This window comes from Levilactobacillus parabrevis (assembly GCF_044051715.1).
Taxonomy (GTDB): domain Bacteria; phylum Bacillota; class Bacilli; order Lactobacillales; family Lactobacillaceae; genus Levilactobacillus; species Levilactobacillus parabrevis.
Map to the genome: position 1 here is coordinate 1,567,158 of NZ_CP168688.1, position 25,310 is coordinate 1,592,467.

Consider the following 25,310-nt stretch of genomic DNA (forward strand, 5'->3'; position numbering starts at 1 on the left):
CCACCTAACTTTCATTGTTCTTCTAGATTTTCAAGTCCCGCAACTAACCGGTTGAGCTTGGCGTCCTTGGGGTAATTATCCGCCACGTATGCCTGAATCTCATCGGCCTGTTGGTTACGAGCCGTAAATTCTTGATAAAGATGAAGCTTGCCCTCGTAATCTTCGAGGATCTTTTCCGTCCGCCGTAGGTTGTCATAGACCGCCTGCCGGCTCACGTTGAATTCCTCGGCAATTTCACCCAGGGAGTAGTCATCGCCGTAGTACAGCTGCATATAATTATTCTGCTTTGCGGTCAACAACGGCTGGTAGAACGCAAATAAGGAATTAATTCGATAATTTTTTTCAATTTCCATGATTGGTCCTCCCAGATAGTTACACCGCGCTTACTGGATCATCACCATCCCCGACTGCCGTTGCCGGTCTACCGGGAACGCTTCACACATTTGGAAAATATGACGGGACCCATCCACGCACTTACACACTCTACTAGAGTACCGATTTTTAGCGGTTTCGTCAATTTTTTTCGCGTTCTTTACGTGCTGAAAATAAAAATTTTCAAGTTCTTTGGCGTTTGATATCTCCCGTAAAAAGAATCCTAACGTAAAAAGCTAGCCAACCCCAGCCGTTACAACGGTCAAGGTCACCCAGCTTTCGTTTAAAATTTAAATTTAACGCGATTTTTCCAAAGCCTTCACATCGATCAGGCCCTTGAACAGGCCGTAAACGAACTCATTCGGGTCAAATGGCCGCAAGTCTGAGATCTGTTCGCCCAGTCCAATAAACTTCACAGGTACGTGGAGCTCGTTGCGAATGGCCAACACGATTCCCCCACGGGCGGTCCCATCCAACTTGGTCAGAACGATTCCCGTCACGTCGGTGGATTCCTTGAACAACTTGGCCTGCGTCAACGCGTTCTGCCCAGTCGTTGCATCCAGCACCAGTAAAACTTCGTGAGGAGCCGTTGGAATTTCACGGGTGATGATCCGCTTCATCTTGGCCAACTCATTCATCAAGTTGACCTTGTTCTGCAAACGCCCAGCCGTATCCACGAAGAGAATATCGTAATCCTCTTCCTTAGCCTTACGTACGGCATCGAAAACGACAGCGGCCGGGTCAGATTGTGGCTTCCCCGTCACGATATCAACATCCGCCCGTTTGGCCCAGACATCGAGTTGCTCCGTGGCCCCGGCTCTAAAGGTATCGGCCGCAGCCAGTAGCACTTTCTTGCCGGCCTGGTGATAGCGGTTGGCCATCTTCCCAATGGTCGTGGTCTTCCCAACCCCGTTGACCCCGACAAAGAGGATCACGGTTGGGCCTTCCTTGGCCATGTTCAGCGCGGTGCTTTCATCGTTACCGGCCGCATCGTAAATCTCGACCAGCTTCTCGACCACCACATTCTGCACATCGGCAGACTTCTTGGCGTTCTGGAGCTTAACCTCGTCGCGCAACTCATCGCTGAGCTTCACGGCCATGTCAAACCCAACATCGGCACCAATCAGTGTCTCTTCCAAGTCATCGAAGAAGCTCTCATCGACGTGGCGGAAGTTCGCCAGCAAAGCGTTCAGCCGTTCACCAAACGTGTGCCGGGTCTTCTCTAACCCCTTGTCGTAGAGCTGTTCGTCGCTAACTGGTTGGTCGGCGGATTCAGCGGGTACTGGGTTCTCAGTCGTGGCCGGTTCAGCCGTTGCTGGGGCTTCAGACGTTGTCGCCTCAGTGGCTGCTGGTTCCGTGGTAGCACTCGCTACGGAATCCGGTTCGGCCGTCTCTTCTGCTGGTGTCGCTTCGGAAACGGATGCTACTGCTGACTCCGGTGTTGCTTCGGCTGGCGTTACCGCAGTTTCACTAGCCGCACTGTCAGGGGTCGGTGTTGCTTCGCTGGTGCTTTCAGTCTCAGTAGTCGTAGCTTTCTCAGCGGCTGATTCTGGCTCTGAAGCTGCACTACTAGTAACGGGCGCCTCATCTGACGTTGCCGTTGATGACGCTGGTGTTTTCGCTTCAGCACTTGCTGAACTAGCGGCACTACCGTCGACAGCGCTGCTCGATTCGGCAGTTACTGCCTCACTGGTTGGTGCGGCCACAGCGCTTACTGGTGTTTCAGCACTGCTGGTTGGTGCCGTTGATTCTGGCGCTTGGCTTTCCGGTTCCTTTTTGGCCCGGCGCCGAAAAATATCAAATAATCCCATTAGGATTGCTTCCCTTCCGTCGTGGTTTGTTTATCCAGATCTACGGCGACCATCTTGGAAACGCCGGACTCCTGCATCGTCACCCCGTATAAGATATCGGCTTGAACCATCGTCTCTTGCCGGTGGGTGATCACGATGAACTGAGTCTGATCCTGGAACTGATGAATGTAGCGAGCGAACCGGGTCACGTTGGCCGGATCCAGCGCCGCTTCCACTTCATCCAAAATACAGAATGGTACGGGTTGTACCTGTAAAATCGCAAATAATAGCGTAATTGCCGTCAGGGCGCGTTCACCCCCGGAAAGGAGGCCCATGTTCTGGAACTTCTTGCCCGGTGGCTGGGCCATGATATCAATTCCCGTGGTCAACAGATCGTGTGGGTCCGTCAAGACTAGTTCGGCCTTGCCACCACCAAACATCTGTTTGAACGTCGCCGCAAATTTCTCAGCAATCTGATCAAAGCTCTGTTTGAATCGCCGTTTGACCTGGCCATCAAGCTCATCCATGCTCGTGGTCAACTGATCACGGGCCGTGAGTAAGTCATCGCGTTGCTGGGTCAAAAAGTCGTAACGCTCACGAACCTCTTTGTACTCGGCGATGGCGTTCACGTTGACCGTTCCAATCTCATCCAGCCCCCGCTTCAAGAGCTTCAACTGCACGGCCAACTCGGTATCGGGCAGGTCGCTAACTTCCTTCTCAGCCCCGGCTAGACTCAGCTGGTACTTCTCAGAAAGTTGGTTCTGTTGCTGGTCGATCAACGCGGCTAACCGGGTCTGCTTGACCTGCGCCTGTTGCAGGTCGTCGTTGGCCAGTTGCAGCAGCCCACTAGTCCGCTGATTTGCGTCCTCAGCCGCTGCCAATTGATCGTTGACCGTGGTCAATGTTTCGTTGCTGGCAGCCAGCTCGTGGTCGATAGTTTCCCGATCGGCCTGTGCCTGTTTCAACTGCGTCTCAGCTTCGGCCGGCGTCAACGCCTCCTGTTGATCCAACTGTTTCAAATCAGTGGTCAGCGTTTTGACTTGTTGCTCAGCCGCCTCAATGTGGTGTTTCAGATCCGCGCAGGTCGTCCGTTGCTGTTGCTGGCGTTCCTTAGCCCCAGCCTGCCAAGCCTGCTTCTCAGAGAGTTGCGCTTGCTTAGTCGTCTGTTCGGCCGTCACCGTCTCAATCTGTTTCTGGACGGTCTGGACCTGCGCCTCGGTCGCTGTAATCTGCTTCTCACCGGTCAAAATCTGCTCCGCCAAGTGAGCATCCTGTTGGTCATCCCCAGCATTCTTCGCCTGGTCGATATCCAACTGGGCCGCTTTGACCTGCCGACTGGCTTGGGACAGCGCGGTTTGGGCACTGGCCAAGTCATCGTCCAGTTGCCGACACTGCGGTTGTAGCCGATTAATGGTCGCCTGCAGTGTCTGACTCCGCTGTTCACTCGCCAGCATGGTGGCTCTGGTCGCCTTAATCTTGGCTTCTTGTTCTTGTAACTGTGGTTTCATCTTAGCAATTGAATCCTGTAACTGCTGGAGATCCTGTTGTTGCCGGAGCACGCTGCTGTGAGTCTGCCGCGCTTGTCCCCCGGTAATGGCCCCGCTGGCACTGACCACGTCACCGGCCAGACTGACCACCCGATAACGGTGATGAATCTGCTGACTAATCGCCACCGCCGTGTCGAGGTCGGCCGCAAAGATCGTGGTCCCCAACAGGTACTCTAAAATATTGGTGGCCCGGTCGTCAATCTTGACCAGTTCGCTCCCAATCCCTAGAAAACCGGTCAGCGACTGCAAATTCTGCCGCGTCGTCCGGTCAACCTGACGCCCATGAATGGCCGTCAATGGTAGGAAGGTCGCCCGGCCAGCACGTTGCTGACGCAGATAACCGACTGCGGTCTTTGCCGTCGTCTCGTTATCCACGACCACCTGCTGGAGCTGACCGCCCAGTGCATATTCAACGGCTGCCGTATAGCGTTCTGGGACATCCAACAACTCCGAGACCGCCCCTAAGAGGCCGGTGAACCGTTGGCGTTTCTTGAGAATAGCCCGCACACCTTGGTAGAAGCCGCCGTACTCAGCTGAAGCCGCCTGTTGGCTCGCCGCCTTGGTCTGCGCCCGTTGATAGACTTCCAACGCGGCCTGCCAATTGTGTTGCAACTGCTGATAAGTCTGTTGTTGTTGCTGATACTGACCAGCCTCGGTGTCGAGCGCCTGCTCCGCCGCATTTAGCTCGGACTTGTGCGTTGTCGCCGCTTCGGTGGCCGCATCAACCTTGGCCTGAGCCGCCTTTTCCGTTGCCTGTAAATCGACTAATTGACGGGCGACTCGTTCGCCTTGCTGGAGTAACCGTTCCTGATTCTGCTGAATATATTGCCGCTGATTCCGCCAGTTGGCAACGCTCTGTTTCTGATCGAAATAGGTTGTTCGCAGTTGTTCCAACTTAGCGCGCAGGTCACGCAACGTCTTGGGGGCCGTGGCTTTGGTCAGCTCACGAATCTCTGCCTCGGCCGTCGTCATGGCTGCCGTTAAATCCTTTAAGGTCCGTTCGGTCGTTGCCAACTGTTCCTGGTTCGACGCTATTTCACGCCGCAACTGTTGGCGTTGATCCGTGGTTGCCTGACGTTGCTCGTCTTGGTGGCGTTGTTGTTCGCCGGACAGATTCACCTGTCCCTGACATTGTTCAACCTTCTGGGTGGCCGCAACCAGCTTCGCCTGCAGGTCATCTTTCTTGGCTAGCAACGCCGTTTGACGTTGTTTGAGCGTCTGAACCGTCGCCGTCTGGTCGCGTTCGGCGGTCTGATGGTCGGCAACTAATTGCTGCTTTTCCTTGACTGCCGCGTCCGCAGAACCCTTTTGGTCTAATTCCGCATGAAGCTGCCGAACCAGTTGCGTCTTTTCCAACAGCGCATACTTCTTCTGCTGGTCCAGATAGTCCTCAGCCAAGCTACTCTGTTCTTCCAAAGGTTCCAAGCGACCCTCAAGCTCGGCCACGATATCCTCAACCCGATGCAGATACGCCATGGTCTCTTCCAGCTCACGTTGGGCCTTTTCCTTATCCTTACGATACTTGTAAACACCGGCAACTTCCTCGACGATGTTCCGTCGATCCTCAGGTTTACTGTTGAAAATTGCCTCGACCCGTCCCTGTGAAATGATTGAAAACGAGTCTTGTCCCATTCCCGAATCCATCAATAGCTCCGTAATATCACGCAACCGACAGTTCTGCCCGTTGATCTGATAGTCACTCTCGCCGGACCGGTACAGGATGCGGCTGATTGTTAGTTCCGTGTAGTCGCTCTTCAAGTAGTGGTCACTGTTATCCAATGTGATTGCCACCGCCGCACGATTCAGTGGGTGCCGGTCGGCGGACCCAGCAAAGATCACGTCAGGCATCTTACTCCCCCGTAAACTCTTCGCTGATTGCTCCCCCAAAACCCATCGCACGGCTTCAGAAATATTACTCTTCCCACTACCGTTAGGGCCGACGATGCCGGTCATCCCCGGCAAAAAGTCAATTCGGGTCTTGTCCGCGAAGGACTTGAACCCGCTAATTTCTAATGTCTTTAGCCGCATCGTTAGTCATCCTTACTCTGTTTTCAAATTCTCCAGGGCGTGGCGCGCCGCATTTTGTTCGGCGTGCTTCTTCGAGTGGCCGTGGCCCTCACCCAATTTTTTATCGTCCACGTAAACGGCGACTTCAAAGGCCCGATCGTTGTCGGGGCCCTCTTCGTCTAGCAAGCGGTAATCAATGGTTACGGAGCCGTTCTTCTGAACCAGTTCCTGTAATTCCGTCTTGTGATCAAAGAACTCGTCGAAACGCCCCTCATCCAACTTAGGGAAAACGACCGTCGTGACGAAACCCACGACCTTGTCCAGGCCTTGATCCATGTACAACGCCCCGATAAACGATTCGAAAATATCACATAACAGGGAGTCACGTTGCCGGGCTTGCGCCTTCTCTTCACCCCGACCCAACCGAATGTACTGGTCGAAGTGACACTCACGCGCAAAACTAGCAAAGCTTTGTTCATTCACCATGGCTGCCCGTAACCGGGTCAACCGTCCCTGCGGCATGTTGGGGTACCGTCGGAAGATGTAGTTGGATACAACCAACTGCATGACCGCATCCCCTAAAAATTCAATGCGTTCATAAAACTTGAGTCCCTGATTGGGGTGTTCGTTGACGTAAGAAGCCTGCGTAAACGCCTCATCTAGCAAGGATTGATCTTTAAAATGGATATCGAAGTTATCTTTTAGTTCTTGATTTAATCCAGCAATCACGCGCTAATTCCCTCATTTCTGTTGTTCTGTTAAGTACTTGGGGCCTGTGTTTGGGTCTGTGTTTGGGTCTGGTACTGTATTGGCCCTACATAATATAGGGCACCCCATCGCCCTTCGTCTACCTCAAGCAATTTGTGCTCTCTGACTGACGAGACTGGTTCGGAGCCTTCCTAATTTCATATTGCCGACACGTGCGCCACAAGGCAGGTCCCTGCGCTTAACCCCATTAGACAAAAACCCAGGCCCGGGATTTTGTGCCTAATGACGTTAATGCTCGGGACCTAAGCGCCTTGTTCTGCACTCTCTAAATTGATTGAAAAAGCCCGGGACAAAGAAATGCGGCCCGGACTCGCTCAATCGTTATTTATCTTCGGTTTGGTGGGCCACGATGTAGTCGACCACTTCGCCAACGGTCATCAATTTCTCGGCGTCTTCGTCGGAAATTTCCGCGTTAAACGTATCTTCCAGTTCCAAGACGAATTCCACGAAATCAATGGAGTCGGCGTCTAGGTCCTTCTTAAAATTCAACTGTTCGTTGATTTGGTCCCGGTCGGTTTCGAACCGATCGGCAATAATATCGGCAATCTTGTCAAAAATTTCTGCTCTCGTCATATCTATCCCTCGCTCACAGTATTCAATAAGTAGTCTAACCGTTTTGGCTGACCTTGTCTAGCAAATTAATATCGGTCACGAATCCATTTTTAGTATGAAATGACCCGTGGCACCACGACTTTGACGCTTACTTCAAGGATTCCTTCAAAGCCGCCATCTCGTCGGTGTGATCGGCAAAGTAGCTGACCAACTGATCAGCACTCTTGGTTTCGATCAATTCGCGAATTTGACCGATCGTGTTCTTGACGGTCGGTGCCTTGCTGGAGCCGTGGGTCTTCACAACTGGCGCCTTCAGGCCCAACAGAACGGCCCCACCATATTGAGAGTAATCCATAGCACTCTGGACATTCTTGAAGACTGGCTTCAGCATGCTGGCCCCAATCTTACCACCCAGGCCACCACTCATGATTTCACCCTTGATGAGCTTCAGCATGGAGAGTGCCGTCCCTTCAATGGCTTTCAACGTGGCATTTCCCGTAAACCCATCAGTCACAACCACATCAGCGGCCCCGTTTAAGAGTTCCCGTGATTCAACGTTTCCAATAAAGTTAATGCTGTCGATGCTGGCCAGAGCTTGGTAGATGGCCTGGTGAGCCATGTCACCCTTGTCGGCTTCGGTCCCGTTGTTCAACAGGCCAATGCGGGGTTGCTTCACGTGCATGATCGATTGTGCGTAGTACTGGCCCATTACAGCGTATTGCACGACGTTAAATGGCTTGGTATCAGCATTGGCGCCCACATCCAGCATCACAAAGCTGGACTGATCCGGCTTGCGTAGGACGGGTAACGTTGTGGTCAGCCCTGGCCGATCGATGCCCTTGATTCGGCCAACAATCAGCAAGCCAGCAGCCAACACAGCCCCGGAATTACCAGCGGAGAAAAAGGCATCCGCCTCGCCATCCTTGACGGCGTTCGCTGCCAGGACGATACTCGACTGCTTCTTCCGACGAATGGCCCGGACTGGTTCGTCCTCCATGGTGATGACCTCAGCGGCCGGCATCAGCGTGACGCGGCTATCGTCTTGAATCAACGGCTTCACTTGTTCTTCTTGTCCGTATACTAAAAATTCAACGTCACTGTAAGCGTCTCGTGCTAATTCGACACCTTTGATAATTTCAGCGGGGGCGTAATCGCCACCCATTGCGTCAACGGCAATTTTCATAATTCGTCTCCTTTTAATCCATGGTGGTGTTCTGGTGAGCTGTCGTGCTCAGGAACGCGGCAAGCGCCAAGTTGGCGTCTTTATCCGCCCAATCGGGGGAAGCCACCGTTTCCTTAGCCGCCTGTTGCGCCGCACTCAAAATGTTCAAGTCGGCTACAGGATCACCAACCTTGAAGTCGGGCACCCCAGACTGCTTTTTACCCAGAATATCACCTGGACCCCGTAATTCCAAATCCTTTTGCGATAAAACAAAGCCATCGTTGGTGCTGGTCATGGTCGTCATCCGCTCGACGGCCAGCTCATTCTTCGGGTCCGCAATCAGGATACAAGCGGAAGCCTTCTTCCCCCGACCGACACGACCACGCAACTGATGAAGTTGCGCCAAGCCAAAGTGATCGGCGTCGTAGATCAGCATCACCGTGGCGTTAGGCACATCAACCCCAACTTCGATCACGGTCGTGGCGACCAGGACCTGGAACTCGTTGGCCTTGAAGGCATCCATCACGGCATTCTTTTCATCATTTTTCATCCGACCGTGAAGCAATCCCACCTTATAAGTCGGTTCGAACTGTTCCTTGAAACGTTCATAAATGGCCTCGGCATTCTTCATGTCGACGGCCTCCGACTCTTCAATCAACGGTGTTACCACGTAGGCCTGTGAGCCACTACTCAGCTCGGCCTTAACCTGCCGGAGTGTGCTGTCGACCTGATTGCTGCGAATCCACGAGGTCTTGATGGGTTGGCGTCCAGCCGGCAACTCGTTGATGACCGAGACATCCATTTCCCCATAGGCGGTAATCGCCAGTGTCCGGGGAATCGGGGTCGCCGTCATGGCCAGAACGTCGGGTTGTTGCCCCTTCTCACGTAATGCTTGCCGTTGATTGACCCCGAAGCGGTGTTGCTCATCGACCACGGCGAGGCCGAGGTCGTGGTAGGCCACTTCCGGTTGAATCAGCGCGTGCGTCCCCACAATCAGGTTAACGGCGCCGTTGGCAATCTGCGGCAACAAAGTCTTGCGGGCGGCGGGCTTGGTGGCTCCCGTCAGTAAGGCTACATTGACCGGAAAATCGGCGAACAATTTCGCTAAATTATTCGCGTGTTGTTCAGCCAAGATTTCCGTTGGCGCCATGAGGGCGGCTTGCGTCCCCGCGGTGATGGCCGCGTACATGGCAACGGCGGCCACCACGGTCTTACCACTCCCCACATCCCCTTGCAGGAGCCGGTTCATGTGGACCGGTCGCTTCAGGTCGTAGCAGATCTCATTGACCACTCGTTTCTGAGCGTCCGTCAGTTCATACGGTAGCGAGGCGATGAAGTCTTTGAGTTTGGGCAAGTCATAGGTCAGCGCCTGACCGTGAAGCGTGTGATCCTGTTGCTTCACAATTTGCAGGCGTGTTTCAAAGAGATAAAACTCCTCAAACTTGGCCGTTCGCCGAGCCGCTTGAGCTGCGGCATCCCCCGCCGGAAAGTGCATGTCATGAATCATTTGTCGACGATGCAACAAGCGATATTGCTCGCGCAGCGGCTCCGGGATCAGGTCCACAATAACCGGCTCGTAAGCGGCATAGGCACTTTCAACCAACTTTTGAATGGTGGCCTGACGCACTTCCTTATTGGCGGGGTAAATCGACCCCATGCCGCCTCCGTCATCGGTACTGGCAATAATTTTCATACCAGATAGGCTCTGCCGCTTGGCATCGAAACGACCATATACGGCCAGCTCGTTACCGACCTCCAACTTATCCTTGAGCCACGGTTGATTAAAGAACGTGACCGGAATAATCGTGTGTTCGTCGAGAAGTAGCCGAAAGTTCAGTCGTGTCTTCCGCCGACCGAACCGTGAAATCACGGGAGCGGCGGCCACGGTACCCTTTAAGGTTACTTTGGCTTGGTCAGTCAATTCAGTAGGATCTTTGGCCTGCAAGTCCTCGTAACGAAACGGGAAGTAGGTCAACAAGTCGTTAACGTTCTCAATGTCCAAGGACTTCAGCGCTTGCGCCCGTTTTGGCCCAACACCGGCCAATTCACTGACCGAATCATTCAAACTCACCATCGTGACACCCCTCCCATCTTTATTGTTTTGATTTAATCTCGTGGTTAACTGGCGTTCTACTTCACCTGCGGCTGTCAGGGATTCCACCTGCTGTGGGGACCGGGCCAAGCCAAAGAACGGTCTTGGCCCTCGACTTGAAGCCGTCAAAATTCAGACGTCTCCAAGCTCGTCCCATGACCTAACCTGACAAGAAGCGCCAGCTAAGGTCATCGTCACGGCTGGTTTCATCCCTGACCTCCTCCGGCTAACGTAATCGTTAACCATGACATTCGATTTATCAATATCACTGGGTATATTGCTCCCATGAAACGCATCCCGCATTGACAACACGCTATTCAATACTTTAATTTTACGCCTTACTTGTCAGACGTCAAAGGCTGAAAACAGTTAGATTAGCTGAATACTACCAAACACTTCCGACTGATTACTGAATGGTCCAACATGATTGCCCTCCGTCTTCCACGCAACGCGACTTAGTGTCGTGAAAAAACAGTTTAAGCCGGAGGAGGCTAGACATGTAGCCAGCTGTGACGATGGTGTTAACTGGCGATTTGGGCCAATTTACACCATGGACGCGCTTGAAGACTCGTGGTTTTCGAGGCTTCAAGGCCCTGAATACTTTCAACCATATCCAGATGACTCTACTGAACAGTTCAGTTGGATCAACAATGCTTGGACGTGAACGATCCGTCTGAGCCGGAGGAGGCCAAGGGGGTAGCCAGCCGTGCCGATGGTGTTAGGCTGGGTGATTTCCCCGGCCTTTACACCATGGGACGAGCTTTAAGACACGTGTTCTTCGTGACTTAAAGTCGAGGGAAAAGACCGGTTTTCAGGCTTTTCCCGGTCCCCACAGCAGGCGGAACCCTTGGCAGCCGCAGGTGACAACGGATCACGCATCTAAGCGTTGTAGACCCGTAACGCGAAAGAGGACCGGGACAATCGTCCTGGACCCCTTTGGTGGTAATGCTATTCGACAGAAATCAAGAATGGATAGACCGGTTGGCCCCCATCATGAACTTCCGTTTCTAATTCATCATCTAAGTCTTCAACGGCCGCTTGCAATTGGTTTGCAACGTCTTCGGTCGTGTCAGTCCCGTAAATAATCGTGACAATTTCACTGTCATCGTCGAGCATGGCCTTCACCGTAGCGACCGCCGTCTTTAGCAAGTCGGCATCGGTCACCTTGATGGTGCCATCGACGATTCCCATGAAGTTACCTTCTTTGATGTCAAACCCATCCAACTCGGTATCCCGAATGGCGTGGGTCACTTGACCACTCTTAACGGCGGCTAAGTTTTCTTCCATCGCAGCTTGGTTGTCATCCAACTCGGCATCTGGGTTATACCCCAACATAGCCGTCATCCCTTGAGAAACCGTCTTTGAGTGGACGATAACCGTTGGAACATCGGCAACCTGAGCGGCTTGTTCAGCAGCCAGGAAGATGTTCTTGTTGTTTGGCAACACAATGGCCCGTTTGGCCTTACTGTTGTTGATGGCGTCAACGATATCCTGCGTACTTGGATTCATGGTCTGACCACCGTTAACCACGTGAGTCACACCCAGACTCTTGAAGAGCGTAGCGAGACCGTCACCGGCAGCGATGGCAATAATGGCAGTATCAGCAGGTGCTTCGGCTTCGGCCACTGGTGCAGCTGCTCCAGCAGATTCTTCATCATGTTCCATGATGGTTTCCTGTTGCATCCGCATATTGTCAACCTTAACCTTTGCGAGGTCACCAAATTCTTGGCCCCAAGCAATGACCTTGCCAGGATGCTCCGTGTGGACGTGGACCTTGACGATTTCGTCATCGTTCACAACCAGCAAAGAATCCCCTAAATCAGCGAGGTACTTGTAGAAGGTATCGTAATCAAAGTCGTGTTCGATTTGCTTCCCACGGCCGATTCGGACCATGATTTCAGTACAGTAACCGTACTTGATGCTTTCGGGATCGAGCTTACCCTGCACACTTTGATGGTGGGCAGCATCGATCATTTCGTCCATTTCAGCATCGTCAGGCTTGTAGTCGCCCTCTTCAGCCACACGACCATTTAATGAGTCGTTAAAAGCTTCGAGCACAAACGTCAACCCTTGACCACCGGAATCAACCACGCCGACCTGCTTCAAAACAGGCAGTAAGTCTGGCGTCGTTGCCAAGGCTGCCTTAGCAGCTTCGTAGACGGCATCCATCACTGCTAAAATGTCATCGGACTTCTTAGCGGTGTTTAGGCCGGCCTGAGCACCTTCACGGACAACCGTCAGGATAGTTCCTTCAGTTGGCTTCATAACGGCCTTGTACGCCGTTTCTGCGCCAGCTGCGAACCCATCAGCTAAGTCTTGGGCCGTCAGGGTTTGCTTATCCGCCAATTTCCGAGAAAAGCCCCGGAAGATCTGGGATAGGATAACGCCGGAGTTTCCCCGCGCACCCATCAGTAAACCCTTGGCTAGAGCCGTTGATAAAGCCCCCACAGCATCGGTATCGGCTTCGCGTTCGTACTTGGCCCCACTCTGCAGTGACAGACTCATGTTGGTTCCAGTATCCCCATCAGGAACGGGGAAAACATTCAATGAATTAATAAAATCGGCATTCTGGTTTAGCTTTTGCGATGCGGCTTGGACCATCTTACCAAACTCAAGATTAGTAATTTCTGTTACTTTCAACTAAGTATCCTCCTTGATTTCAGTACGTCTGGCTAATCAGCCAACACCCGCACCCCTTGAACAATGACGTTTACTGAGTTTGCAGTAACCCCCAGCATCGTTTCCAGGTTATATTTGACTTTAGATTGGATGTTACGTGAAACTTCGGAAATCTTAGTTCCGTAGCTAACGATCACGTAAACATCAATGGCCACGCCATTTTCTTCTTGGCGAACGACCACACCGCGGGCGTAGTTCTCCCGCCGTAAGATATCATTTACATTGTCTCGAATCTGATTTTTGCTTGCCATGCCCACGACACCATAATTATCAGTCGCGGCACCCCCAACAACGGTCGCAATCACTTCATTGGTAATATCAATTGTTCCGTATTGAGTCTTAATCTTTACGGCCATGGAAATAGCCTCCTTATCTGGATATACAATCTTAACAGAAATTAATCTTACCACAACCGCGCCCAAAATAGAAATAGGATGACTGAAAAGCACGTTGTGAGGGGAAATAGGTGTCAAGTAGATTTCCTTGAAAGAAAACATTGCGTTCCGCAAAAGAGTATGGTAAATTAGTCAGGTGAGTAAAAAGCACTGCTTTTTTATAAAAGTAATGAATGAATTAACAAAGGAGGGTTTACGCCATGGCAAAGGATTTTATCAACGGCAAGCGGACGCGCTTCGGTAACAAGCGTTCTCACGCTTTGAATTCAAGTCGTCGCGCTTGGAAGCCGAACTTACAAAAGGTTCGCATCTTAGTGGACGGTAAGCCAAAGAAGGTCTGGATTTCTGCTCGGACCTTGAAATCAGGTAAGGTAACCCGCGTCTAGTTAAACGGACACGGTTAAACGAAATAGCGAGGAGTGCAGGTTTCACCTGTGCCCCTCGCTTTTTTCGTACATTCGATGCCACCTCTTTCAAGAGCCCATTTGTTGTGAAAACCGTCACGCGACGGCTCGTTCTCATTTCAAAAATGTGAAAGTTATGGGATCAGATTTCATCAGTGTGCTCTACGCTTAGCCTTTTTCAAATAGTCTCTTCCAAATTTTTATTAACACGTCAAATCGCGTCAAGTTTCCGGCAATCACTAAAACTGATGATTCGCTTCGAAATTTGAGGCGATTTTTTTGTCCCTTATCCCCTACTACCACGCAAAAATCAGTCCTAAACGCAAAAAAATTTAATCAATTCAATTAAAAAAATGAGACAGATTCTACGATTTTTGCATTAGTAGTAAGTGTAGGAAGATGTTTAACGGGTCAAAACAAAAAATCGTCACCCACTAGAAATTTTCTAGTAAGGCGACGATTATCATAAATTACAAAGTTTAGTCACCACAAGCATCAGCATGGCACGAAATCTACCACACTTAGCGACAGCCCATGAAATCCGGCGAATAACTACACAGCTCTAGTAATGGTGAGCCGGAGGAGGCCAGGATGGCGCCAGCTGTGTCGATGGTGTTAGGCCGGGCGCTTGGTTCTTCCCGGTCCCCACAGCAGGCGCAGTCCTGGTAGCCGCAGGCGGCAAAACCAGTCTGCCTTAAACCAAGTTATTCGTGCCGCGCCTCATAAGTATCGCAGCTTTGGATGACACATAATAGGCCCGTGTCGAATTGGAACTCGCCCGATCCGCCCACGAACTCGTTACTGGCGAAAGAAATTGGGTACGGAATTGGCTCGTTGTGGAGTTGGTATTTTTCATTAGTCAGACTCAAATGGTCAATGGGCGTCAGTGGAATGAAGGCCAAATAGTTCTTATCGGCTTCCTTCTCCACCGTGTAATGCCCCGGCAAATAAAACGAAATCGTATTCTGCTTGTCAATCAACCGAATTCGACCGGCATACCGCTTATACTCCGGCTGGAGCACGATAAAGAGGTTTGCCAAGAAATGGTCTAGCCGGCCACCCGTCGCACCGTAGATGTCGATTTTATCGGCACCGTAGTCGTTTAACGCGACCGAAACAGCGAGCTGGGTGTCCGTGTAGTCCTTTTCCGGCTGTGACTGGCGAATATCCTTCACGTTGCGCCGAACCCGTTGGAGTTCTGGTGCTTGTAAGGAGTCAAAGTCGCCAATCGCTGCCACTGGCTGAATATTCTGATCGATTAACCGTAACGTCCCCCGATCAACGCCAATCCAGGAGCCGTCAATTTTCCGTGCACGCAGGTCGTCCGGCCATTCAGCCTTGGGCCCACCCACGAGGAGATTGAACGTTCCGCCCCGTGGCACTATTTCGTCGCTGCTTTCAAGGCATTGATACGCGCAACCGGGTCATCGGCGTTGAAAACATAAGACCCAGCTACGGCAACCGTTGCCCCAGCATTGGCACAGTCAACGACCGTCTTGTCATTGACCCCACCGTCAACTTCGATATCAAAGTCGTAACCTTTAGCCTTCTTGATGGCATCGAGTTGCGCAATCTTTTCAACCGTACTGTGTAAGAACTTCTGACCACCGAAGCCAGGGTTAACCGTCATCACGAGGACTTGGCCGACCATGTCTAAGACGGGTTCGATAGCGGAAACGGGCGTCCCAGGGTTGATAACAACTTCTGGGGTCACACCGGCGTTTTGAATCATTTGTAAGGCCCGGTGAATGTGTGGCGTTGCTTCGACGTGAACCCCGATGATATCGGCACCGGCCTTGGCAAAGTCGTCAACGTAACGTTCTGGGTTTTGAACCATCATGTGCACGTCTAAGACCATCTTCGTGATTGGACGAATAGCCTTGACCCAACCGGGACCGTATGACAATGCTGGGACAAAGTTACCGTCCATGATGTCGATGTGTAAGACCTCGGCACCGGCCTTGTCAACCATTTCGATATCTGGTTGTAAATTGACGTAATCTGCACTTAAAATTGATGGCGCTACTTTAATCATAAATTCTCTTCCTCATTTCTTTTTATTGTAAACAGGTTTTTGATTCTTTAACAACGTGAGTAATTGCAGATATGTGTCATAACGACTCTGCATGAATTGACCGGCTTCAACGCCGTCTTTGACCGCACAACCGGGCTCGTTCAGATGAACACACCCGCGGAACCGGCACTCGCGTGAAGCCAACGCGAACTCGGGGAAGTATTGCCCCAACTCGCGGTAACCAATGGTCAACGTGTCGTACGATGAAAATCCTGGCGTATCCGCCACTAGGCCACCCGCAACGGGCATCAAACTGACCTTCCGGGTCGTATGTTTCCCCCGATTCAAGGCCGTTGAGATCTCACCGGTCGCTAACGTCAGGTCCGGTGAAATATGGTTCAGTAACGTTGACTTACCGGCACCGGTCTGGCCCATAATGACCGTGACTTTATCGGCCAACAAGCCCCGCAACTCATCCAAACCGCTCTCCGCAAAGGGTTCGCGGGTCAGGCAAACATCGTAACCGATCTGCCGGTACCCCGCCGCCAACGTCTCGAATTCCTGATAACGTTCGTCAGGAATCAAGTCGGTCTTGGTGAAGTAGATGACTGGCGTGATGTTGCTGATCTCCAGGGCAATCAACTGCCGGTCCAGTAGGTTCGTGGAAAATTCGGGCGACGCTACCGCCGTCACGACGACACCCTGATCGATGTTAGCCACTGGTGGCCGAGTCAACGCGTTATCCCGGGGAAGAATCTCTAAAATATACCCTTCCTTGGGTGATGAGCTTTCAAACTGTACGCGATCCCCAACAAGCGGCGTAATTCGCCGTTTCCGGAAATTCCCGCGTGCACGGGTCCGGTACAGCTCGCCATCACTGAAGACGTCGTAAAAGCCGCTCAGTGATTGACGAATTTGTCCCTCTGACATGCAGCACCTCCTTATTCTTTTTTCCAATGTTTCCTTGCATTTGGCGCTTTCAAACAGTTCGCCTTACCGGGCGGTGAAAGTAGTCACCTTCGGCTGTCAGGAATTCCGCCTGCTGTGGGGACCGGCAAAAGCCTAAGAACGGTCTTTTGCCTCGACTTTAAGCCGCGAAGTTCACCCGTCTTAAAGCTCGTCCCGCGCTGTAGTCTGGCAAAGAACGCCAGACAACACCGCTGTCACGGCCGGCTACATCCCTGACCTCCTGCGGTTACACTTGCTCACCGCCCTCACGGCTGACACTGATTTAACGTGCAAAAATGCCAGGTAAACCGGCCAGTCGTTTTAAACCTGCGAAACCACTTAAACAAATACACATCCAGCAGGCAACTGGTTGCAAGGTTTCCTTTGCCCGCTTTCTTTGAAAATTTGGTAACAAAAAACTCAGTCCTTTATTATTATAAAAGAACTGAGCTATAAATGCAGGTTTTTTCCTTAATTTTTCGTGACGTGATTATCTGAAGCGACCACGTGACCATCTCTGACGACCTTGTAGGCCCCAGATTTGCCCGATGCTACCGCAAATGGCAACGTGACGGTTGTATCCGCCGTGATCGTCATTTGTTTGTAAATCGAGCTTAGTGAATGGTCCTGATCCTTCAAGTAAATCTGAACCAAGTTGCTGTCACTGCTGCTGGATGACGTGCTACTTGAGGACTCATCGTCGCCTTCGCTCTCGTCATCGGTTGAACCACTGTCAAATGGAATCTTAACGTTCACGCTGAACTCATCGACACTAGAACTGCTCTCACTCTGCGTACCACGCGACACAGTCAGGGTGATTTCGTCACCTTCTTGGACAACGGCCCCCTCACCCGGCGATTGCCGAATGACCCGGCCCTTAGCCACGTCGCTCGAGTAAGCATACTGGAAGGCAAGGTTCAGGTTATGATTCGTGGCGTAGCTCTGAGCTTGTCGCTTAGTCTTATTAGTCAGATCGGCCAACGTGACCGTTTCCGATCCCGTGGAGACCGTGAAGGTGATGTCGGTCTTGCTTGGCACTACGCTCTTACCGGCTAAGACACTCTGCTGCATGATCTTACCGGCAGGAACGCTGGTCGAGTGGACCGATTCTCGGTGCACCGTGAAACCCAACGCCTCCAACTTAGCAGCCGTGCTAGCGTACGAGTCCCCCTGATAATCATCTAGCTTATAACGCTTCGGACCAGTACTGATCCACAGGTCAACCACCGTATTTTGTTTCAATTGGGTTCCCGAGCGTGGTTCCGTCCGAGCAACCCGGTGAATCTTCACCTTATCACTCGACGTCTTGTGCACGGTCCCCACCTTGAGCTTAGCGGAAACTAACGCACTACGCGCAGCCGTCTCCTGGTCACCAATCACGTTAGGCACGTTGGTCATCTGTGGCCGGAACAACGCTACCCCAATGAAGATTCCCAGAATGACCAGGAAGACAATGCCGCCCGCAATCAAAAATTTACGTCGCCGAGGATGCCGATACTTCTTGCGTTTTTTCTTCCCCGTCGACTGATCATCGGCCGCCGTCGCATCCTTGGTGGCCGCTTCAGCTGATTCTTCACCCACTGGTTTGGCGATGGCGTGAGGCACTGCCGCAGCACTCAGCGCACTGGCTGGCAACACCTTCGTCTCGCCGTCGTCATTTTCCGCCGGTGTGAACCGTAACTCGCCGGCTCGTTTAGGTGACAACGACGTCGCCAGATCATCCGCCATACTCGCCACATCAGTGTAACGGTCGGCCGGCCGTTTCGACGTTGCCTTCAAGACCACATTTTCCAACGCTTGCGGAATCCGTGGGTCAATGTCTCTGACCGATGGAATCTCCGATTGGAAGTGCTTCAGTGCAATCGATACGGCGGTTTCACCCTCGAAGGGCACCGTTCCCGTCAGTAATTCGTAGAGAATGATCCCTAACGAATAGATATCGGATTGCTTGGTTGCCATCCCCCCACGCGCCTGTTCAGGCGACAGGTAGTGGACCGAGCCCAGAACCGTATTCGTCTGCGTGAGGCTGTGTTCGGACAGAGCCACGGCGATCCCGAAGTCGGTAATCTTAGCGACCCGATTCTCATCGATCAGAATGTTTTGCGGCTTGAGGTCCCGGTGAATGATGTTGTGCTCATGCGCCGTTTTCACGGCATTGAGAATCTGTTCCATGATCTGAATGACTTCCTGATAGGCAATCGGGAAGTGCTTCTTGATGTAGGCCTTAAGGTCGGTCCCTTCCACGTACTCCATAACCAGGTACTGCATGCCGTTTTCTTCCCCGACATCGTAAACCTGAACAATATTATCATTGACTAACTCCGTGGCGGCGAGGGCTTCACGCTGGAACCGCCGAACGGTACCGGGGTCATCGCGCAAGTCCAGCCGTAATAGTTTTACGGAGACGTCACGGTCCAAAATCAAGTCATGTGCCAAGTAAACGTTGGCCATTCCACCTTCGCCCAGGGAGCGAATGATGCGGTAACGGCCGTTTAACGTGTAACCCGTGCGCATCAGCTCACCTCCCTGTCGAGGTTCGCGATAATCAGAACAGTGATGTTGTCCAAACCACCGGCAGCGTTGGCCATCTCAATCAAGCGGTCACACTTCTCCGCAGTGGTCCGTTTGCTCAGCAGGACCTCCTGAATCTCCTTATCAGAGACCATATTGGTCAGACCGTCCGTACACAGCAACAATTGATCGCCGGTGACGAGCGGGTACGTCTTGAGGTCAAAGCGTGCGTCGGTCGAAATTCCCAGTGAACGAATGATGACGTTCTTTTGGGGATGATGCTGAGCGGCTTGCTTGGTGATCTCGCCCCGTTTGACCAGCTCGTTGACCAAGGAATGGTCCTCGGTCAGCTGGCGAAATTGGCGGTCACGAAGCAGGTAAGCTCGCGAGTCGCCGATACTGGCAATGACGACTTCTTCCGTAAAGTAGAGCGCGGCAACGAGGGTCGTGCCCATGCCGTTCAGGTCGGCAAACTGATTAGATTTGTCAATGATCGACTGATTTTCCGCGGTGATTTCCCCAGTGATCCAGGTACGCGCCGCAGCCGGCGTGGTCAGGTCAGTCTGTTCGAACTCGTGACCCAGGTGGGAAACGGCCATGGCACTCGCCACGTCGCCTCCCTGATGACCACCAATGCCATCAGCGATAATGGCGAGATGTTGCCCCGCCAGGTTCGTGTAAACATCCACGTAATCTTCATTATCATTGCGTTGCTTGCCGATTGACGTTCGGTATGCCACTTTCATTGCCCGTCACCCCTACTTTTTCTTACGAAATGCACTCACGAAGAAACCATCCGAATCAAAATCATCCGGGTAGATGGCTAACGTGTCCGTGCTCCGGTCATCTTTGACCTTTAATTGTGTCTCTACACGAACGGATTCGAAGTCGGGATGAGCTTCCAAGAACTTGGCTGCGACGTCCGCATTTTCCGTATCCAAAATCGTGCAGGTACTGTAGACCAGAATCCCGTTAGGCTTGAGTTTTTCACTAACGGCATCCAGAATACCCAATTGCACCTTTTGCAGTTGTTGAATGTCTTGTGGTGTCTTCTCGTAACGAATTTCTGGTTTCCGACGAATCAGACCCAGTCCGGAACAAGGGGCATCGACCAAGATCCGGTCGAATTCTTTCTTAGGGAACCGGTCGTTGATGTTCCGGGCGTCGAGCGCCACGGCATCAACCCGGTCGCTCACGTGCATCCGGTCCGCATTCTTTTCGATCAACGTGACCTTCTTAGGGTGCAGATCCAGCGCCGTAACCTTCCCACCGGAATGGGCATCGAGTAAAGCAGCGATTTGGGTGGTCTTCCCACCAGGAGCGGCACAGGCGTCCAGCACTTGATCGCCAGGACGGACTTGTAACGCTTCAACGGGTAACATCGCACTCTCATCTTGAATCGTCAACTCACCCGTTTCAAATACATTGCTTTGGTTTGCTGCCTTATCGGTCAAACGAAAGGCGTTGCCAGCAACAACACTAGGCGTTACCGTGTAGCCTTGATCCTTTAAGGACTGTTCGACCTCTTCAACCGTAGCCACTGCCGTGTTAACCCGAACGGATTGTGCGGCTGGTTGATTGATGGTCTCTAAAATGCTGACGGCCTTCTCATCACCGACCTGCTTTTGAATCGCCGTGACTAGCCATTCTGGCACGGAGTATGTCAGGCTTAACCGCTTCACGGGATCCTTGATCTCGCTGACGTCAGGTAGGCCCTGACGATCCATAGCGTGCAAGACGCCGGTCACAAAACGCCGGATTCCTTCGTGGCCCCGGTCCTTGGCCAATTGAATGGCTTCGTTAAAGATGGCCCGCTTCGGCACCCGATCCAAGTAAAGCCCTTGATATAAGGCGACCAATAACGTCATCTTGACCCATGGCAAGACCTTTTGGTTAGGCTTCACAAAGCCTGCCAAATAGTATTCCAACGTTAATTGATGTTGGATAGTCCCATAGACCAAGTTGGTCACGAAACGACGGTCAACGTCGCTCAAGTTGTGACTCTCTAAAGTTGTTTCCAATTGTAAGTTTGAGTAAGCCCCGTTGGCCACACGTGTCAGTGCTTCTACAGCCAGAGCGCGGGGAGTTGTATTTTTCGTCATTATTCAGCCACCTGTTCGCCAATTGTCAGTGCATCGCTAGTTCCGTTCAGAAAGTCGGTGATACTTAACTTCGGCTTACCGGCGGGTTGAATCTCATTTAACGCTAAAACGCCATGGTCCCCGGTTGCAATCGCCAAGTGGTGCTTGTCGTGGCTAACCAGTGAACCGGGTGCCATCTCGGTCGTCTCGTCCAAAACAGTGACGTCCCATAGCTTCGTCCGCACGCCGTTCAAGAAAATATGAGCGATTGGCGCTGGCCGCAAAGCACGAACCTTGCAGTCGATCATGTGGGCGCTCAAATTCAAGTCGATCCGTTCTTCATCGGACTTGATAGTCGGTGAAAAGCTGACTTTGTCCTCGTCCTGAGGAACCGGCGTGATCTCACCGGCCAGCAACTTCGGTAACGTCTCCAATAGGAGGTCGCGACCCAGGTCACTTAATTTATCGAACATGGAGCCCACGTCGTCCTGGTCGGTAATCGGAATTGCCCGCTGTGCCAAGACAGCACCGGCATCCATCTTCTTTTCCATAAACATGATGGACACCCCGGTCTCCTTGTCGCCATTCATGATGGCGTAATGAACCGGAGCGCCGCCACGATACTTCGGTAAAAGGGAAGCGTGAACGTTCACGGCTGCCACTTTCGCCGCCTTAAGCAGCTTCGTTGGCAAGAATTGTCCAAAAGCCGCCGTCACGATCAGGTCGGGGGATAATTCAATGGCCCGTGCCATTTCGTCACTACCGGAGATCTTTTGGGGTTGGAGCACTTCGATATCGTGTGCCACGGCAACCTGCTTCACGGGAGAAGCAGTCAGCACGTGCTTCCGGCCCACACGCCGGTCCGGTTGGGTCACTACGGCTAAGACATCGTAGCCCTTTTCAATTAAACTGCTCAGAATGGGCGCCGAAAATTTTGGCGTTCCCATAAAAATTACTGAAGTCATCGTACACCATACTTTCTTGGTTTTATTTCTTTTGAATTATTTTAAACTGCTTTCGACAAGTCACATGGCTATCGATCACGTCTTATCAGGCAATGAACATAGGCTGAAACTACTCGCACAAGATTATTAGCAATACGATTAGCCGATCGTCTCATTTCTTTGCCATCAAACACAACCAGAGCATCCCCACTTGTCAGTCCACCTCAATCATATCAGATTGGGCGCCCATTCCCTATCACCTTTGGCAAATTAGATAGAAAACTTATTGTGTAAGGGTTCTCTGGAGAGATTTCCAACAAATCCCAGAATAGTTTCTACCATAAAGTGATTATTATTAAACGGGAGAAGCGACCGAGCACCTATTTCATGTAACTGTTGCCAGTCCGCTTTGTGATCGACAACGACCTACCTAAGCCGTGAGGTGGGCTCGTAGATGCTCAGTGGTGTCGTTTGCCTTAGTGGCACGGTTCTTGCCACTTAGACAAAGGCCAAGCTTTAAGACCCACGCTTTCTGTGGGGCTTAAAGTTGTGCCCACCACGTTCCAGTATCTACGAGCCCACCGGTAAGGCGTCGGTCATCGTCTACCAGAAAGCCGGCAACCAACTACATGAAATTCATGGGTTCGGAATCGATGGTGACGGAGAGACCGTGACGCGCCGGCACCTGTGCCGCCTGTCGGATCTGCTCCAGCACCGGCCGCAGCTGTGGTTCCTGCTTGTATTTAATCACAACTTGATAATAATACTTCCGCTTGACCCGCGCAATCGCCTTGGGTGTGGGGCCGAGAATAATGGCATTCTTACTGAGACCCTGCTTCAGCGCATCCACAATCTGATACATGGCTTTTGCCGCCACCGCTTCCTCTTCGTGACTGGCCGTCAGCTGCACCGCAAAGTAATACGGCGGGTAACTCCCCTGATGACGCATGTGCATTTCCGTCACGAAAAAGCGTTCGTAGTCCTGGCTCTGCGCCAACTGAATCGCGTAGTGGTCCGGGTTAAACGTCTGAATGTAGACCTCGCCAGGTTTGGTTGCCCGACCGGCCCGGCCACTGACCTGCGTCAACAGCTGGAACGTACGCTCACTGGCCCGAAAATCCGGTAACCCCAGCGCAGTATCGGCGTTCAACACCCCGACCAGCGTGACGTTAGGAAAATCCAGTCCCTTGGCAATCATCTGCGTCCCCAGTAAAATATCAGCCTTGTGCTCGCCGAATTGCCGAAGAATCCGTTCATGCGCACCCTTACGCCGTGTGGAATCCACGTCCATCCGCAAAATTTTCGCAGTAGGCAGTAACTTTTCCAACGCCTGCTGTACCTTTTGTGTTCCCGTCCCATAGTAGCGAATCTTCTTACTATGGCAGTTGGGACACACGCGTGGAATGGCCTCTTCATGCCCGCAATAGTGACATTTCATGCTGTGGGTATCCATGTGGAGCGTCAGCGAAATGTCACAGTTCGGACACTTCAAGACAAAGCCACAGTCCCGACACATCACAAACGACGAGTACCCCCGCCGGTTGAGCATCAAAACAATCTGCTCGTGACGGTCGAGTCGTTCCTGAATAGCCGTCATCAGGGGTTCGGAAAAGTCGCTATCGCCCTGCTGTTTCAACTGCTCACGCATATCGACAATGTGAACGGTGGGCATTGGTTGCGCCTTGGCCCGCTTTGAAAGGACCAATCGGGTATACAGTCCCTTAGCCGCCCGGGCCCGCGTCTCTAGCGACGGTGTCGCACTGCCTAAAACGACTGGGCAATGGTGATACTGACCGCGCCAAAGCGCCACGTCTCTGGCGTGATACCGCGGATTTTCATCCTGTTTATAACTACTTTCATGTTCCTCATCCATGATGATGATGCCCAGATTCTCAACCGGGGCAAAGACGGCGGAACGGGCACCAACGACTACTGTGGCCTCGCCACGGTCGATGCGCCGCCATTCGTCATACTGTTCACCCTTAGACAAACCACTGTGTAGGACCGCCACTCGCTGGCCGAACCGGGCCTTGACTCGGTTGACCATCTGCGGGGTAAGGGCGATTTCGGGCACCAGCATTAGCGCCGTGCGTCCCTGTTGCAGGGCTTGCGCGATGCTTTGCAGGTAGACCTCCGTCTTCCCACTCCCAGTGACGCCTTCGACTAGAAAGTTCTCGGACTTTTGACCATCGATGGCTTGCGTGATACGGTCCACCGCCACCTGTTGTTCCGAATTCAATTTTAAAGGCTGGGTCGGTGTGACTGGCTGATGAAAGGGATCGCGATAGACTTCGAGCGTGCTCTTAGTCAACCACCCCTTATCCGCGGCCGTGGCGATGACAGCGGGGGTGACCCCGGCTTGTTTCGCGACGGTAGCTTGCGCAACGACCTTATCCGCTGACATCTGTGCCAAATAGGCTAATAGTTCAGCTTGCTTGGGTGCCCGTTTAGCCACCTCACCGGCAATTTCTTGGAGTTTAGCCGACGTCAGCGCTGGCGTGATCCCAGTGGTCGTCTTGGCAGCTGCTTTATCCTTGACCTCGTAGACGACCTCGACTTTACCCGCCCGTTGCAGCTTCAGCAGACCAGCAACCGTAGCATCATCGAGCTTCGTGGCATCGAAGTCGCGCGGGGCGCCTTCTGGGAAATACGTAGCCATCTCACCCGGAGTCAGCGTGGTCGTTGGTTGCACCTGCCGTTTAGGCTGGGTCTTCAATAGATTAGGCAGCATCGTTTGAATACAGGTAATCCGAAAGGCATAAGTCTCGGTTGCCAACCAATCGGCCAGCTGACGTAACTCCGTGTTTAAAACGGGAGCAAGGTCGAGGACCGTTTCAATCGGCTTTAGCTTGCCATCAAAGCTGGTGACATCGCTCAACCCAACGACTACGCCGGAGACTAGGCGGTGACCACGGCCAAACGGCACGATCACACGCATCCCCACCTGTACCTGATGTTCCAGCTCGGTCGGAATCGCGTAGGAATACGGGTCGTTCGTCTGCATGGTTGGAACATCCACTAAAATTTGGCCAATCTGGGCCATG

Annotated in this window: 18 protein-coding genes; 1 reads left to right on the forward strand and 17 read right to left on the reverse strand. The window is 52.3% G+C overall.

What is annotated here, in order from left to right; all coding sequences use genetic code 11:
* Window positions 1-11: 11 nt before the first annotated feature.
* From ACEPSU_RS07410 to ACEPSU_RS07450, 9 genes are all read right to left on the reverse strand, one after another.
* A complete protein-coding gene (locus ACEPSU_RS07410; protein WP_020088988.1) occupies window positions 12-353 on the reverse strand; it encodes a putative DNA-binding protein in 342 nt (113 codons plus the stop codon).
* A 315-nt stretch (window positions 354-668) separates the two neighbouring features.
* Entirely contained in the window at window positions 669-2,183 is a 1,515-nt protein-coding gene (gene ftsY / locus ACEPSU_RS07415) for a signal recognition particle-docking protein FtsY (protein ID WP_395320915.1), read from the reverse strand.
* Window positions 2,183-5,737: a chromosome segregation protein SMC gene (gene smc, locus ACEPSU_RS07420; protein WP_395323322.1), complete on the reverse strand. Its 3,555-nt coding sequence runs from the start codon at window positions 5,735-5,737 to the stop codon at window positions 2,183-2,185. Before smc ends, ftsY begins: the two co-directional genes overlap by 1 nt.
* A gap of 12 nt (window positions 5,738-5,749) precedes the next feature.
* Window positions 5,750-6,445, reverse strand: a complete 696-nt coding sequence (rnc, locus tag ACEPSU_RS07425; protein ID WP_020088991.1) for a ribonuclease III — start codon at window positions 6,443-6,445, stop codon at window positions 5,750-5,752.
* Window positions 6,446-6,805: 360 nt separating this feature from the next.
* Window positions 6,806-7,057, reverse strand: a complete 252-nt coding sequence (gene acpP / locus ACEPSU_RS07430) for an acyl carrier protein (RefSeq protein ID WP_020088992.1) — start codon at window positions 7,055-7,057, stop codon at window positions 6,806-6,808.
* Between the two features lie 127 nt (window positions 7,058-7,184).
* Entirely contained in the window at window positions 7,185-8,219 is a 1,035-nt protein-coding gene (plsX, locus tag ACEPSU_RS07435; protein ID WP_395320918.1) for a phosphate acyltransferase PlsX, read from the reverse strand.
* Window positions 8,220-8,232: 13 nt separating this feature from the next.
* Window positions 8,233-10,359 (reverse strand): ATP-dependent DNA helicase RecG, encoded by a 2,127-nt coding sequence (gene recG, locus ACEPSU_RS07440; protein WP_395323159.1) that lies wholly within the window; start codon window positions 10,357-10,359, stop codon window positions 8,233-8,235.
* 879 nt (window positions 10,360-11,238) lie between these two features.
* Complete coding sequence (locus ACEPSU_RS07445) at window positions 11,239-12,930, reverse strand: DAK2 domain-containing protein (RefSeq protein WP_020088995.1); 1,692 nt, start codon at window positions 12,928-12,930, stop codon at window positions 11,239-11,241.
* Between the two features lie 32 nt (window positions 12,931-12,962).
* Complete coding sequence (locus tag ACEPSU_RS07450; protein WP_395320919.1) at window positions 12,963-13,325, reverse strand: Asp23/Gls24 family envelope stress response protein; 363 nt, start codon at window positions 13,323-13,325, stop codon at window positions 12,963-12,965.
* Between the two features lie 239 nt (window positions 13,326-13,564).
* Here ACEPSU_RS07450 and rpmB point away from each other — a divergent pair, with 239 nt between their 5' ends.
* Complete coding sequence (rpmB, locus tag ACEPSU_RS07455; RefSeq protein ID WP_020088997.1) at window positions 13,565-13,750, forward strand: 50S ribosomal protein L28; 186 nt, start codon at window positions 13,565-13,567, stop codon at window positions 13,748-13,750.
* A gap of 722 nt (window positions 13,751-14,472) precedes the next feature.
* Here the strand turns inward: rpmB and ACEPSU_RS07460 are convergent.
* The 8 genes from ACEPSU_RS07460 to priA all read right to left on the reverse strand — a co-directional run bounded on the left by ACEPSU_RS07460 (window position 14,473) and on the right by priA (window position 25,309).
* Window positions 14,473-15,150 (reverse strand): thiamine diphosphokinase, encoded by a 678-nt coding sequence (locus tag ACEPSU_RS07460; RefSeq protein WP_020088998.1) that lies wholly within the window; start codon window positions 15,148-15,150, stop codon window positions 14,473-14,475.
* Complete coding sequence (gene rpe / locus ACEPSU_RS07465; protein WP_020088999.1) at window positions 15,150-15,803, reverse strand: ribulose-phosphate 3-epimerase; 654 nt, start codon at window positions 15,801-15,803, stop codon at window positions 15,150-15,152. The genes ACEPSU_RS07460 and rpe overlap by 1 nt, the downstream gene beginning before the upstream one ends.
* 12 nt (window positions 15,804-15,815) lie before the next feature.
* On the reverse strand, window positions 15,816-16,712 hold the full coding sequence (gene rsgA / locus ACEPSU_RS07470; RefSeq protein WP_020089000.1) for a ribosome small subunit-dependent GTPase A: 897 nt from the start codon (window positions 16,710-16,712) through the stop codon (window positions 15,816-15,818).
* Window positions 16,713-17,201: 489 nt separating this feature from the next.
* On the reverse strand, window positions 17,202-19,244 hold the full coding sequence (gene pknB, locus ACEPSU_RS07475; protein ID WP_395320920.1) for a Stk1 family PASTA domain-containing Ser/Thr kinase: 2,043 nt from the start codon (window positions 19,242-19,244) through the stop codon (window positions 17,202-17,204).
* On the reverse strand, window positions 19,244-19,987 hold the full coding sequence (locus ACEPSU_RS07480; RefSeq protein ID WP_020089002.1) for a Stp1/IreP family PP2C-type Ser/Thr phosphatase: 744 nt from the start codon (window positions 19,985-19,987) through the stop codon (window positions 19,244-19,246). The genes pknB and ACEPSU_RS07480 overlap by 1 nt, the downstream gene beginning before the upstream one ends.
* A gap of 12 nt (window positions 19,988-19,999) precedes the next feature.
* Window positions 20,000-21,343 (reverse strand): 16S rRNA (cytosine(967)-C(5))-methyltransferase RsmB, encoded by a 1,344-nt coding sequence (gene rsmB, locus ACEPSU_RS07485; protein ID WP_395320921.1) that lies wholly within the window; start codon window positions 21,341-21,343, stop codon window positions 20,000-20,002.
* Window positions 21,343-22,287 (reverse strand): methionyl-tRNA formyltransferase, encoded by a 945-nt coding sequence (gene fmt, locus ACEPSU_RS07490; protein WP_395320923.1) that lies wholly within the window; start codon window positions 22,285-22,287, stop codon window positions 21,343-21,345. Before fmt ends, rsmB begins: the two co-directional genes overlap by 1 nt.
* A 604-nt stretch (window positions 22,288-22,891) precedes the next feature.
* A complete protein-coding gene (gene priA, locus ACEPSU_RS07495; RefSeq protein ID WP_395320924.1) occupies window positions 22,892-25,309 on the reverse strand; it encodes a primosomal protein N' in 2,418 nt (805 codons plus the stop codon).
* Window position 25,310: the final 1 nt, after the last annotated feature.